Below are 12987 nucleotides of genomic sequence, written 5' to 3' on the forward strand. Positions count from 1 at the left end.
TCCTGCAGATAGGATGGCCTGTTTACGTATAGTACAACATCATTCGCAAGCAAGCTTCCCTCTCTTTAGAAGGCCGCAGTCTTAAAGTATCGGTAGATCCGCTCCAGCTTCTCTTTCTGTTTGCCCTTCTTGCTCTCCATATTGCCGAACTCGAAGAATTTCACCTTCTTGATCCCCACGTACCCCAGCAGCGCCCGGCGCATCAGAACCTTGTGGGCATTGTTCAGCCAGAACAGCGGATACAGTGCCGGTCCCTTCATGCTGGAGATGACCACGGCCGATTTCCCCTTCAGTAGTCCCTCCGGCATCAGGCCACCCTTGTCCTTGTAGGCGAAATTTGAGGAGAACATCTGGTCAATGTAGCCCAGCAGCATCGCCGGAGGACGCCCCCACCATATCGGATAGATAAACACAATTTGGTCCGCCCACAGCAGCTGCTCCCGATAGACCGCCAGCGACGGCTCGGCATGCATATCTCTGCGTCGTTTGGTCTTGTTGAACACGAGCAGAGGATCGAAGCCCTCTTCATACAGGTCCAGCACCTTCACTTCCGGGGGATGAGCATGATCCGCACTACCGCGAATGGCCTCCTGCAGAAAGGCATAGCTTAAGCTGTGGTGATTGGGATGGGTATATATCATTAAAATTTTCATCGTGGACACTCCCTTAGTTATCATTAGTTATCATTTGATAACCAAACAGTAACATATCATCGATTTACTTGTCAATTGATAATTATTATTTGATAATTGTATTTTGATAATTATTTTGTTATCGTTGCAGGAAGAGGTGATCCTATGAACCAAGCCAGCTTGTTTCAGAAGTTTGTGGCCTTCACGGCCTCCGTATACGAAATAACCAATGACATGAGCGTAGATGTCCGATCTGCGGCGCTTACGCCAGTTCAATACAAGATCCTGGAATACATTGCAGTCAGCGAGCCGGTAACCCTGAGCCAGATTAGCGAATGTATGCATATGTCGATGCCGAATACTAGCCGCGAGCTGCGCAAATTAACCGAGCAGCGGCTCTGCGAGAAAATCACCGACGACGAGGACCGCCGCAAGCAGTTCATCCGCTTATCCCAGGATGGACAAGCGATGATGAATGAGGCGTTCGCCAAGATCGAGAACCGGCTCGAGGACCGGATTGGACATCTGTCCGGGGAGGAACGCAAAGAGATCGAGCGAGCGCTCGATCTCCTGCACAGCAAAGTATTCTATTAAGCGGCATATAGCGGCTTCGAAATCAAGGAAGTGCAGACTTCACCTGCTTGATATAGAAGAACCGGACAATAAAGAAGTAGAGAAATTGAATCAGGGTGAAGACCCCGAGCACCAGCAGTGATTCCCTGAATAAGGAATAATGAAACATGTGCGAGAGCGTGGTCAAGGCGACCGCCCCATGTATAAGCGCTACAACGATTGGGGCGAAGAACAGCAGTATGATCTGCCGGTTCAGAATCCGGGTCAGCTCCTTATCGCTCAGCCCGATTTTGGAGATGGCCTTAAATTTCTGCTTATCTTCGTCCAGGTCACTGTAGAGGCGGAAATAGAGGAAGCTGCCTGCCGAGACGAAGAAGACAATGCCGATAAACAGGCCGACAAACATAGCCGGAGCGTACCACTGCTGCACCTGAATGTTCTGATAGTCCAGTGGAGAGAACACGTATTGCTCAGAATAAGGCAGGCGGTTGGTCAACTCGGCACCGGCCTGCTCTGCACCGGGCTGTCCCAGCGCGCCGTGCCATGCATAATAATGATTGGTGCTGTCCGGTGTTCCCAGCCTGGCATAGCTGTCATCAGCTACGACGAAGTAGCCGCTGACTCCGCGGATTGTCGGGGAGAGGACGGCCTGGTTGGCTTCAAGAGCTGCACCATTGACCAGGTGTACAGACTGATTCAGTTTCTTCGCCCCTTCCCGGGACATTCCGAAATCCACTACGGCCGCCTTGTCCTCCGTCAGTTGCACTTCATCCTCTCCCATTAATGCAGCCAGCGTATTATAATCGGATTCACGCACAACCTTCAGCTTCTCCCCGGTGCCGGCCGTGCTGAAATTATCCAGCCTAAGCGTTCCTTGACGGGTATTCAGCCCATGCTTCTCCAGCGTGCGCTCAATATCCTGAACATGAGACTGTTCTGCCTTGTCCTGATCCATTGCCAGATAGGTGAATAAGTACGGATTCTTCTGAGCTACCCCTTCGGTGATAATCGTCTTGAAGCCATACAATGATCCAATTGCACAGAAGGAGACCGTCGAAATAATCGCCACCAGAAAAAACGTGCGCGCATTATCCTTCATCCGAAAGGTCAGGTCCGAGAACAGCAGCATATTGGTCTTCCTCCAAAAAAAAGACTCCCGTTTCTTCAACAAGCGCAGGATAAAGACACTAAGCTGCGTAAACAGCAGATACGTTCCCAGGCTGACCATCCCGATGATTGGAAGCAGCAGTGCCAATGCTTCCTGGCCTTGAGCTCTCAGGGCCAGGAAGTAACTCACTCCAAGCAACCCCAGTGCCAACACCGAGAGCAGGAAAGACGCCTTCGGCTCTCCCTTGGACTGGCGGTCCGCCTTAATCAGCGTGATCAGCTTCCCGCTGCGCAGAACTGACGAAATAAACAGCGAGATCAACACGAACAGCACCAGGAAGACCAGCAGCGTAAGCGCGATAGCGCGCAGCGGGAAGTAGAACGACAGCTCCTCTTCGATCCTCAGCACATGTTCCCCGGCCAGCAAAATCCCCTTCGCGAACACCAGCCCCAGACCGATGCCGCCGAGAATGGACATGAAGCCGATCATCATATTTTCCAGGAAAATCATCTTTCGCAGTTGAATCGTGGACATCCCCTGCATCATCAGTAGCCCGAATTCACGCTTGCGCGACTGCAGAAATACACTCATCGAATACAGTACAAAAAAGAAGGAAAATACATAAATCACCCACTTGGATGCCGACAGCGCTGTCGCCGCGCTGCGATGCATATCCTTCCCCCCAATCACCGGATGGTACGCAAACACCGCGAAGGTGAAGAACACCATGACAGTAAACAAACTGCTCAGAAAATACGCCGCATATAGCCGTTTATTCCGCGTAACGTTACGAAAGGCGAATTGACGAAAGGTCATGGCTATATCCCCCTAACAACGAAAGCAAATCTATGATTTTCTGAAAAAAGGCCTGGCGGTTGTCTCCCCTGTGGATCTCTGTGTAGAACCTGCCGTCCTTAATAAACACCACCCGGTGGCAATAGCTGGCCGCTACCGCATCATGCGTGACCAGCATCATCGTTGTCTGCTGCTCCTGATTGATGCTCTCGAGCAGCTCCATCACATCCTTCGCCGCCTTGGAATCGAGATTGCCTGTCGGCTCATCGGCAAGCAGCAGCTTGGGGGAATGAATCATCGCCCGGGCAATCGCCGCCCGCTGGGCCTGGCCGCCAGATATTTCATAGACCCGTTTATTCATGATCTGAGTGATACCCAGCCTGTCCGCGATAGCCGCTGCCTTCTGCTTCATCTCACTGACCTTGCTCCCGTCCAGTGTCAGCGGCAGCACGATATTCTCGCCTACGGTCAGCGTATGCAGCAGGTTGAAATCTTGAAATACGAAACCCAGCTCCCGGCGGCGGAAGACCGCCAGCTCATTGCGGTCCAGCTTGCTGGTATCCTTGCCGCTAATGGTAATCTCACCGGTAGTGGGCCGGTCGATCGTGGCAATCATGTTCAACAGTGTTGTTTTGCCACTCCCGGAAGGGCCCATAATTCCTACAAATTCACCGCCGGCTATCGTTAAATCGATATCTGTCAGCGCGCGGTAGGCGAGCTTGCCATCATAAATCTTACTTACCTTACTTACATTAAGCATTCGTAAATCCCCTTTCAAACAAGCAGCCTTTGATATGAGACCAGTGTACTGCGGTCGGCCGGGTGTAACTATCGATTTAACTTTCACTTTTATTACACGCCTGTAAGCTAAGCCATATGGAAAGAACCAAACTATTAAGCGGCATATAGCGGCTTCGAAATCAAGGAAGTGCAGACTTCACCTGCTTGATATAGAAGAACCGGACAATAAAGAAGTAGAGAAATTGAATCAGGGTGAAGACCCCGAGCACCAGCAGTGATTCCTTGAATAAGGAATAATGAAACATGTTCGAGAGCGTGGTCAAGGCGACCGCCCCATGTATAAGCGCTACAACGATTGGGGCGAAGAACAGCAGCATGATCTGCCGGTTCAGAATCCGGGTCAGTTCCTTGTCGCTGAGCCCGATTTTGGAGATGGACTTGAATTTCTGCTTATCCTCATCCAGATCGCTGTAGAGGCGGAAATAGAGGAAGCTCCCCGCCGAGACGAAGAAGACAATGCCGATAAACAAGCCGACAAACATAGCAGGGGCGAAGCCCTTCTCCAACTGCACATTCCGATAATCCAGTGGATAGAACTCATATTGCTCAGAATAAGGCAAATGGTTGATCAATTCGGCACCGGCCTGCTCGGCTCCGGACTGCCCTGCCGCACCATGCCATGCATAATAATGGTAGGTGTTGTCCGGTGTTCCCAGCTTGGCATAGCTGTCATCGTCTACGACGAAGTAGCTGCTGACCCCGTGGATCGCAGGGGAGAGAATCGCCTGGTCGGCTTCAAGAACTGCACCATTGACCAGGTGTACAGGCAGATTCAGCATCCGCTCTCCTTCCCGGGACACTCCGAAATCCACTACGGCCGCCTTGTCCGCCTTCAGCTGCACTTCATCCACTCCCATTAATGCAGCCAGCGTATTATAATCGGATTCACGCACAACCTTCAGCTTCTCCCCGGTGCCGGCCGTGCTGAAATTATCCAGCCTAAGCGTTCCTTGACGGGTATTCAGCCCATGCTTCTCCAGCGTGCGCTCAATATCCTGAACATGAGACTGTTCTGCCTTGTCCTGATCCATCGCCAGATAGGTGAATAAGTACGGATTCTTCTCGGCTACCCCTTCGGTGATAATCGTCTTGAAGCCATACAACGCACCTATCGCACAGAAGGAGACCGTCGAAATAATCGCCACCAGAAAAAACGTGCGTGCATTGTCCTTCATCCGAAAGGTCAGGTCCGAGAACAGCAGCATATTGGTTTTCTTCCAAAAGAAAGACTCCCGCCTTTTCAACAAGCGCAGAACAAACACACTAAACTGTGTAAATAACAGATACGTTCCCAGGCTGACCATGCCAATAATCGGCAGCAGCAGTGCCAATGCTGCCGTTCCCTGGGCTTTCAGGGCCAGGAAGTAACTCACTCCAAGCAACACCACTACCAACACCGAGAGCAGGAAAGACGCCTTCGGCTCTCCCTTGGACTGGCGGTCCGCCTTAATCAGCGTGATCAGCTTTCTACTGCGCAGAACTGACGAAATAAACAGCGAGATCAACACGAACAGCACCAGGAAGACCAGCAGTGTAAGCCCGATAGCGCGCAGCGGGAAGTAGAACGACAGCTCCTCTTCGATCCTCAGCACATTTTCCCCGGCCAGCAGAATCCCCTTCGCGAACACCAGCCCCAGACCGATGCCGCCGAGAATGGACATGAAGCCGATCATCATATTTTCCAGGAAAATCATCTTCCGCAGCTGAACCGTGGACATCCCCTGCATCATCAGCAGCCCGAATTCACGCTTGCGCGACTGCAGAAATACACTCATCGAATACAGTACAAAAAAAAAGGAAAATACATAAATCACCCACTTGGATGCCGACAGCGCTGTCGCCGCGCTGCGATGCATATCCTTCCCCCCAATCACCGGATGGTACGCAAACACCGCGAAGGTGAAGAACACCATGACAGTAAACAAACTGCTCAGAAAATACGCCGCATATAGCCGTTTATTCCGCGTAACGTTACGAAAGGCGAATTGACGAAAGGTCATGGCTATATCCCCCTAACAACGAAAGCAAATCTATGATTTTCTGAAAAAAGGCCTGGCGGTTGTCTCCCCTGTGGATCTCTGTGTAGAACCTGCCGTCCTTAATAAACACCACCCGGTGGCAATAGCTGGCCGCTACCGCATCATGCGTGACCAGCATCATCGTTGTCTGCTGCTCCTGATTGATGCTCTCGAGCAGCTCCATCACATCCTTCGCCGCCTTGGAATCGAGATTGCCTGTCGGCTCATCGGCAAGCAGCAGCTTGGGGGAATGAATCATCGCCCGGGCAATCGCCGCCCGCTGGGCCTGGCCGCCGGATATTTCATAGACCCGTTTATTCATGATCTGAGTGATACCCAGCCTGTCCGCGATAGCCGCTGCCTTCTGCTTCATCTCACTGACCTTGCTCCCGTCCAGTGTCAGCGGCAGCACGATATTCTCGCCTACGGTCAGCGTATGCAGCAGGTTGAAATCTTGAAATACGAAGCCCAGCTCCCGGCGGCGGAAGACCGCCAGCTCATTGCGGTCCAGCTTGCTGGTATCCTTGCCGCTAATGGTAATCTCACCGGTAGTGGGCCGGTCGATCGTGGCAATCATGTTCAACAGTGTTGTTTTGCCACTCCCGGAAGGGCCCATAATTCCTACAAATTCACCGCCGGCTATCGTTAAGTCGATATCTGTCAGCGCGCGGTAGGCGAGCTTGCCATCATAAATCTTACTTACCTTACTTACATTAAGCATTCGTAAATCCCCTTTCAAACAAGCAGCCTTTGATATGAGACCAGTGTACTGCGGTCGGCCGGGTGTAACTATCGATTTAACTTTCACTTTTATTACACGCCTGTAAGCTAAGCCATATGGAAAGAACCAAACACAATGCTCACCTCAGTGCCGCTGCCTGCCTCGGAGGACAAGTCCACCCGATGTCCCAGCCTTGCCGCCGCCTCCTTCGTCAGATACAGTCCCATTCCCGTCGATTCCCGGGCAGTTCTGCCATTATCTCCTGTATAGAACGGCTCGAACACCCGCTTAAGATCGGCTGCCGGAATTCCGATTCCCCGGTCCTTCACCGTAGCGAAGGCTTCCTCGCCACGTATTCCGCAGGAAATGACAATTCTGCCGCCATCCTCGGCCTGACCCGCTGAATATTTGATCGCATTGGTCACCAGCTGGGTTAGCATGAAGAACAGCCACTTCTCATCCGTCTCCACAGCAATGCCTGACTCGGCGACATGAACCTCCGGGTATATCCGGTTCTGGATGAACAGACGTTTGTTATCATGGACAACAGCGCGAATAATTCTCTCCAGTCCCACCGACTTCACATGAAAATCCTGCTCGAAGGCCCGCAGCCGAGCCATATACAGCACCGTCTGCAGCCCTGAGCGCATCCGCTCCAGCTCCTCGCGGATACTGGCGAACTCCGGCTCATCCATATTCTGCACCGTCAGCTCAATAATGGACAGCGGGGTCTTCATCTGGTGCACCCACTGGTCCATGAAGGTGAGGTGCTCCTCCTGCTGCTTGATCAACTGCTCCAGCTGCTGCATGTAATAGCGGTATTGGGTATGCAGCAGTTGCTCCAGCGCATCGGACACCGGGGTCTTCTCCAGCCTCCGATAGGACGCATCCAGGCTTTCGAGCGGCTGATTGAGCCGCTGGTAATAACGGCGGCGGCTGACAAACTGGTAGCACAGATAGCAGCCTAGGAAGAAGAATCCGATAAATATCGCATAGAGCGCAATCCAGACATTAAAATAACCATCCAGCCCGCAAAGCGACAGGATGGCCACGAATTGGACCAGCTGAACGGCAATCAGCAGCAGATGCTCGCGCAGGAACAGCTTCACTGGCCTTCCTCCTTCAGCCAGCCGATGTTCAGCCGATAGCCACTGCCCCTGACCGTCTGTACGGCATCCTCCACACCCAGCTCCTGAAATTTCTTGCGCACACGGGTAATATTGACGTTGAGCGTATTCTCGTCCACGTAGAGCTGCTCATCCCACAGCTTCTCCAGCAGCGCCTCGCGGCTGGCTACACGCGGATAACGCTCCATCAGGCTCTCGATCAGATCGGACTCCTTCCGCGTCAGCGCCACCACCTGCTCGCCCAGCTTCAGCTCCAGCCGTTCGGGATAGAGCCGCAATCCGCCCTGCTCCAGCACCCGCTCCTCTCTCCTGGCCGCATATTCCCCGTAAGCGCGGCGCAGCTGACTGCGGATCTTAGCCAATACAATCCCGGAGTGAAACGGCTTGGTGATGTAGTCATCCCCGCCGTTCTCCAGCGCCATGATCTGATCCATCTCCCCGTCCCGGGCAGAGATGAACAGGACCGGACAGGTGGAAGCGCTGCGGATCTGGCGGCACCAGTAATAGCCGTCATAACTGGGCAGATTGATATCCAGCAGCACCAGATCCGGCTCCGCCCGTTGAAACGCCTCAAGCACATGGGCGAAATCGGTAACCCGTGTAGCTTCATAACCATATTGCTCAATACAAGATTGCAGCAGTTCTGCAATCTTGGGATCATCTTCGACAATCATAATCTTCTGCATCTCAGTCGTTCCCCCTGTAAGGTATCAGATATCAGTTATGGAAAATTATATCACGGACAGAGTTGTAAGCTGCAACTCGTTCCGACTTGCGAATGCAGGCGGACTCAGCAGGGATCAGCAGGGCTCTGCGGGCTCAGCGGACTCAGCGGACTCAGCGGACTCAGCAAGGACCAACGGACTCGGCTGGGATCAGCGGAGCAAAAGCCTGCAAATCTGCAGGTTTTAGTTGGATAGATGCCTCACAGCGATGAATACCTGCGAATCTGCAGGCTTTTCGGCCAGATGAGCTTCCATTTGCGGTTTGTATACGAAATTCCTGCAGTTTTGCAGGAATTGTTGCGGTGCAGTGAGATCACGGCTAAATACCTGCATTATTGCAGGTATTCCTCTGCATTAAGTTGACGCATGTGCAGGTGTTACAGTAGAACACCGAAAAGACCCTTATTACGAACGAAGCCCATACAAAATACAGCGGCGCCCCTGTACACGGAGCATCGCTGTTTAGTTGTTCGTTTCAGTGAACCCCTCACTTCTACAGGAATACCTAAAGCCTGGTAGCCGCTGCCGGGTTTTACCTGAATCTCTGAATACCCTGCGGGCCGAATCCTCTCCCCTCAGAGTCGCATCCAGAAAAGCGGAGATGAACACCGCAGCAGCCTGCTGCTGCCGAGCCGGGGAGAGCAGCCGTTTCGCGGCCAGCCGCCGCTGGCCGTCCGGCCGTCCCCATACCGTATTGAAGGAGCTGTGGTCTGCGCCTTGGATATTGATCAAGGCTTTGCAGCCCGCGTGTTCGGCGGAGCTGCCGATCCGCCGGTACTGGCGCTCCACCCACAGCGGACTGACCTCCATGTCCTCGCTGCCCTGCAGAGCCAGAAAGCTGAAGTCCGCTTCCTCCAGTGCCGTACCCTCCTGCCGCCAATCTGCATCCGTCCCTGCCAGCGAGACTACGGAAGCAATCTCGAAGCAGGTGGCCGCTTCATGGGCAGCCTTACGGGAGACATAGTTCTGTAGCGCGGCTGCAATCACCGCCGCGCTGCCGCGTCCATGTCCAATCAGTGCAATCCGGCTCAGGTCGATAGTGCCGCATAGTCTATGTTCTTCGCTCTCATTCCAGTGCTGCCACAGACCCAGATGCTCCAGAATCAGCCTTCCCCGCAGCCCGATCTCCCGCTTCAGCTGTTCAAGTGTGTACAGCTCATCATTCGGCAGGGTATTCAGGAAATTCTGATCAATCGACGCACAAATATACCCGCGGGCCGCCAGCAGCTGACCCAGATAAGCTAATCCCCGATCTGAAGCTTCGGTGGCCGGATGATTGCCGTGAACGGCAAGCACCAGCGGAAATGGCCCCTCACCCTCCGGCATCCAGACTCTTCCGTTCAGCGGCAGTTGCGTGGGGCCGAATCCGAAGAAGGCGCGGCGGGCAGGCGACCAGGCCGCCAGCAGGTCTGATCCGTCCACCGCCGGTGTTGGAAGTGAGCTCGCAGCGGTAAATTCCTTACGATAGCTGTCTACGCCGCCATATGTCCATGTGGCGGCCTGATTGGCGCCAGGCTCCGTGTCCGTTGCCCGATCAGGCTCCAGCAGCAGCCAGTATCTTCCGCTTCCGCCGGACTCCGGTTTCATGGCCGCCAGCCCCGAGGCCAGCAATCCGGCGGAGAATACGGCCTGGCGGCAAATCCAGCCGAGCAGCCGCTGGAGGAACACTCCGGTGACCGAACAGGTGATGGACAGTGAGAGGAGAACCACCAGCAGCAGCTGTACCGGACCGGTGAAAGTTAGCAGCAGTAAGCCTACTGAAGTGAAGGCGAACCATATATACGTTGAAGGAACCGCATCAGCCACGTTGAAGATACCCGCAAAAGCAGTCGCCGCAAGAATCCCCAGCAGCATCTTCCCAATCCATCGGCTCAGCGGTTTGCCGGTGCCGCGTCTGCCGGGAAGCCCAGCCTCCTCTGCCATCCCCAGCACAAATGCGGCAAGGGCAAACACCAGCGAGCAGCCTGCCCATCCTGCCGCCAGCGGATGGCGGCTGAACCTTCGCGGCTGCCGGCCTGCCGTTTTGAATCCCGCTTTTGACATCTCATAACCTCTCCTCTATCCGTAGTTCTTGATCTGTATAATAGGTTTCATTATAACGGCCGTCCCTTTCCCTCCACTTTCACTTTTCTTACATTATCCTTACAGTGCAGGAGATAGGTTGTGCAGATCGAACTAGATTTAGACTGAAACAGGAGGTATTTTGATGCGCAAAACCATTTTACTTGTCGACGATGAGCCGGATATCGTGGAAATCCTGAAGCTTTTTCTGGAGCAGGAGTACGAGGTGCTTACCGCCGAAGATGGCCAGGCCGCGATTCAGCTGTTCTCGAACCACGACATCGATCTGGCCGTGATTGATATTATGATGCCGCAGATTGACGGGTTTCAGCTGCTGCAATGGCTTCGCAAGCGTTCCAAGCTGCCGGTTATCGTGCTCTCGGCCAAGAATCAGGACACTGACAAAATCTCCGGGCTTGGCCTCGGAGCCGATGATTTCATTGCCAAGCCGTTTAACCCGCTCGAAGTGGTTGCGCGAATTCAGGCCCAGCTGCGCCGGAGCTATGAATTTAATGATAGGGTGGCGGAGGAACCGCCCTCTGAAACACGGGTAGGCGAGCTGGTCCTCGACCATGAAGCCTGCATGCTCTATAAACGGGGGCAGCCGATCGCGCTCAGCGCCATAGAATACAAGCTGCTTAAGCTGTTTATGGGCAAGCCGGGACGAATTTATACGAAGAAGCAGATTTTTGAGAATGTCTGGTCTGATCCTTATTTGGCTGATGACAATACGATTATGGTGCAGATGAGCCGGCTGCGGGAGAAGATTGAGGATACGCCGCGGGAGCCGGCTTATGTGATCACCGTGCGCGGACTGGGCTACCGGTTTGCCAAAAAGGATGAGCTGAATGCGCCGTAAACGGAAGATTTTTGACAGTCTCGTCCTTAATTACATCTTCTTCTCGCTCACGGTGGGCATCTGTGCCTTCCTGCTGCTGCTCTTCTTCACCGCCCGCACCGACGAGCGAATCCCCGGCAAGGAGCTGTCGCGGCTGCGGGCCGCCGAGCTGATCAGCCAGAGCAGCCTGAACATCCCCCTGGAGACAATCGCCGACTTTCACGGCTGGGTGGAAATTCTCAATGATCAGCGGCAGGTGATTGAGGTACACGGGGATAAGCTGGATAGTCCTTTTGCGTATAGTGCGGAGGAGATGAACCGTCTGTTATATGACTTGAAGGAGAACCTCTACTATACCTCGATCACGCCATACCTTACTAAAGAGGGGCAATCGCGTTATTACATGGTGAAGCTGCCGAAATCCAAGGTTGTGGTCGAGGTGACGGTCAATCTGTCGACAGCGGAGAACCGCCGTATCTTCTGGCGCACTTCTCTGGAGACCGGTGTGCTGTTTCTGCTGCTGTTCGGGCTTAATGTCTATGTCTACAGCCGGTTTACAGCCGTCCGGATTACGAATCCGCTAAGTGCGATTGCCGCAGGGATCCGCAGCGTTGCTGTGGGGCGATATTATGAGCGGCTTCACTTCAAGGCCAATTACGAGCTGTCGCAGATTCAGGAGAACTTCAACCTGATGGCTGAGCGGCTGGATAAGGCGGAGACCGGCAATCGTCTGCTCGAGGAGAGCAAGCAGCGGATGCTGGTGCATATTTCCCATGACCTCAAGACACCGATTACTACTATTCAAGGTTACGCGAAGGCGCTGCAGCTGGGCATGATTGAGGAGGAAGCCAAGAAACAACGGACGATAAACCTTATCTATGACAAAAGCCAGCTCGTTACCGAGCTGATCGATGATGTGTTTGAGCTGTCCAAGCTGGAAAGCCCCGACTATCCGCTGACTAAGACCCCAGCTGACATCGCTGAATTCGTGCGGCAGATAGCCGTTGACTATTATGAGCAGTTTGAGGATCAGCACTTCCGATTCGAATACGACATTCCCGCACAGGAGGTTACCACAGCGTTTAACGCCAAGCTGCTCTACCGTGCCGTATCGAATCTGCTTGCCAATGCGTTGAAGTACAACGCGGCCGGAACAGAGGTACGGATTGCACTGAAAGAGGCGCGGGATCAGGTGATTATCGAGATTGCCGATAACGGAATCGGGATTCCCGAGCATCTGCAGGACAAGGTATTCGATGCCTTCGTCCGCGGTGATGCCGCCCGCAAAAGCGACGGCGGCACTGGACTCGGCCTGACCATCGCGAAGCATATCGTGGAGAAGCATGGCGGCAGCCTGCGTCTGGAGACAGGCGGCGGATGGACGCGGTTCCTGCTTGTGCTGCCGGAGAGTGGTCCGGGTTAGCCCTTATTCCTCAAATGAGCAGCAACACACTGGTTTTTGCCGTAATAGCGGCTGTGGAGTCCGTAACGTAGGGCGTGGTGAGTGAATGTTTGACTTGCGGACCCTGGAGTCCGCTAAACACCCAAATATGCCTTCATACACCAGGCACATCTTAACACAACCGAT

The 12987-nt window shown here is 53.6% G+C and carries 11 protein-coding genes; 3 read left to right on the forward strand and 8 right to left on the reverse strand.

Going from position 1 to position 12987, the window contains the following annotated elements:
* Positions 1-65: 65 nt before the first annotated feature.
* Positions 66-653 (reverse strand): NAD(P)H-dependent oxidoreductase, encoded by a 588-nt coding sequence (locus tag B9T62_RS30470; protein WP_087918692.1) that lies wholly within the window; start codon positions 651-653, stop codon positions 66-68.
* 144 nt (positions 654-797) lie between these two features.
* Here B9T62_RS30470 and B9T62_RS30475 point away from each other — a divergent pair, with 144 nt between their 5' ends.
* Positions 798-1226 carry a MarR family winged helix-turn-helix transcriptional regulator gene (locus B9T62_RS30475; protein ID WP_087918693.1) on the forward strand — a complete coding sequence of 143 codons (429 nt, stop codon included), beginning with the start codon at positions 798-800 and terminating at the stop codon, positions 1224-1226.
* A 22-nt stretch (positions 1227-1248) separates the two neighbouring features.
* On the opposite strand, the gene B9T62_RS30480 is transcribed toward B9T62_RS30475, so the two are convergent.
* The 7 genes from B9T62_RS30480 to B9T62_RS30515 form a co-directional block, all read right to left on the reverse strand.
* Positions 1249-3129 carry an FtsX-like permease family protein gene (locus B9T62_RS30480; RefSeq protein ID WP_087918694.1) on the reverse strand — a complete coding sequence of 627 codons (1881 nt, stop codon included), beginning with the start codon at positions 3127-3129 and terminating at the stop codon, positions 1249-1251.
* A complete protein-coding gene (locus B9T62_RS30485; protein ID WP_087918695.1) occupies positions 3101-3868 on the reverse strand; it encodes an ABC transporter ATP-binding protein in 768 nt (255 codons plus the stop codon). The genes B9T62_RS30480 and B9T62_RS30485 overlap by 29 nt, the downstream gene beginning before the upstream one ends.
* Before the next feature lie 160 nt (positions 3869-4028).
* Entirely contained in the window at positions 4029-5909 is a 1881-nt protein-coding gene (locus B9T62_RS30490; RefSeq protein ID WP_087918696.1) for an FtsX-like permease family protein, read from the reverse strand.
* A complete protein-coding gene (locus B9T62_RS30495; protein ID WP_087918695.1) occupies positions 5881-6648 on the reverse strand; it encodes an ABC transporter ATP-binding protein in 768 nt (255 codons plus the stop codon). Before B9T62_RS30495 ends, B9T62_RS30490 begins: the two co-directional genes overlap by 29 nt.
* Before the next feature lie 107 nt (positions 6649-6755).
* Complete coding sequence (locus B9T62_RS30500; RefSeq protein ID WP_087918697.1) at positions 6756-7757, reverse strand: sensor histidine kinase; 1002 nt, start codon at positions 7755-7757, stop codon at positions 6756-6758.
* Positions 7754-8461: a response regulator transcription factor gene (locus B9T62_RS30505; protein ID WP_087918698.1), complete on the reverse strand. Its 708-nt coding sequence runs from the start codon at positions 8459-8461 to the stop codon at positions 7754-7756. The genes B9T62_RS30500 and B9T62_RS30505 overlap by 4 nt, the downstream gene beginning before the upstream one ends.
* Positions 8462-8962: 501 nt before the next feature.
* Positions 8963-10543 (reverse strand): alpha/beta hydrolase, encoded by a 1581-nt coding sequence (locus tag B9T62_RS30515; RefSeq protein ID WP_087918700.1) that lies wholly within the window; start codon positions 10541-10543, stop codon positions 8963-8965.
* 163 nt (positions 10544-10706) lie between these two features.
* Here B9T62_RS30515 and B9T62_RS30520 point away from each other — a divergent pair, with 163 nt between their 5' ends.
* A complete protein-coding gene (locus B9T62_RS30520) occupies positions 10707-11420 on the forward strand; it encodes a response regulator transcription factor (protein WP_087918701.1) in 714 nt (237 codons plus the stop codon).
* Positions 11410-12822, forward strand: a complete 1413-nt coding sequence (locus B9T62_RS30525) for a sensor histidine kinase (RefSeq protein WP_087918702.1) — start codon at positions 11410-11412, stop codon at positions 12820-12822. The genes B9T62_RS30520 and B9T62_RS30525 overlap by 11 nt, the downstream gene beginning before the upstream one ends.
* Positions 12823-12987 lie beyond the last annotated feature (165 nt).

It is taken from the genome of Paenibacillus donghaensis (assembly GCF_002192415.1).
GTDB lineage: Bacteria > Bacillota > Bacilli > Paenibacillales > Paenibacillaceae > Paenibacillus_AQ > Paenibacillus_AQ donghaensis.

Coding starts and splice junctions, on each gene's coding strand:
- B9T62_RS30480 (WP_087918694.1), bottom strand. CDS start 3,129: ATGACCTTTCGTCAATTCGCCTTTCGTAACGTTACGCGGAATAAACGG.
- B9T62_RS30525 (WP_087918702.1), top strand. CDS start 11,410: ATGCGCCGTAAACGGAAGATTTTTGACAGTCTCGTCCTTAATTACATC.
- B9T62_RS30485 (WP_087918695.1), bottom strand. CDS start 3,868: ATGCTTAATGTAAGTAAGGTAAGTAAGATTTATGATGGCAAGCTCGCC.
- B9T62_RS30505 (WP_087918698.1), bottom strand. CDS start 8,461: ATGCAGAAGATTATGATTGTCGAAGATGATCCCAAGATTGCAGAACTG.
- B9T62_RS30515 (WP_087918700.1), bottom strand. CDS start 10,543: ATGTCAAAAGCGGGATTCAAAACGGCAGGCCGGCAGCCGCGAAGGTTC.
- B9T62_RS30520 (WP_087918701.1), top strand. CDS start 10,707: ATGCGCAAAACCATTTTACTTGTCGACGATGAGCCGGATATCGTGGAA.
- B9T62_RS30495 (WP_087918695.1), bottom strand. CDS start 6,648: ATGCTTAATGTAAGTAAGGTAAGTAAGATTTATGATGGCAAGCTCGCC.
- B9T62_RS30475 (WP_087918693.1), top strand. CDS start 798: ATGAACCAAGCCAGCTTGTTTCAGAAGTTTGTGGCCTTCACGGCCTCC.
- B9T62_RS30470 (WP_087918692.1), bottom strand. CDS start 653: ATGAAAATTTTAATGATATATACCCATCCCAATCACCACAGCTTAAGC.
- B9T62_RS30490 (WP_087918696.1), bottom strand. CDS start 5,909: ATGACCTTTCGTCAATTCGCCTTTCGTAACGTTACGCGGAATAAACGG.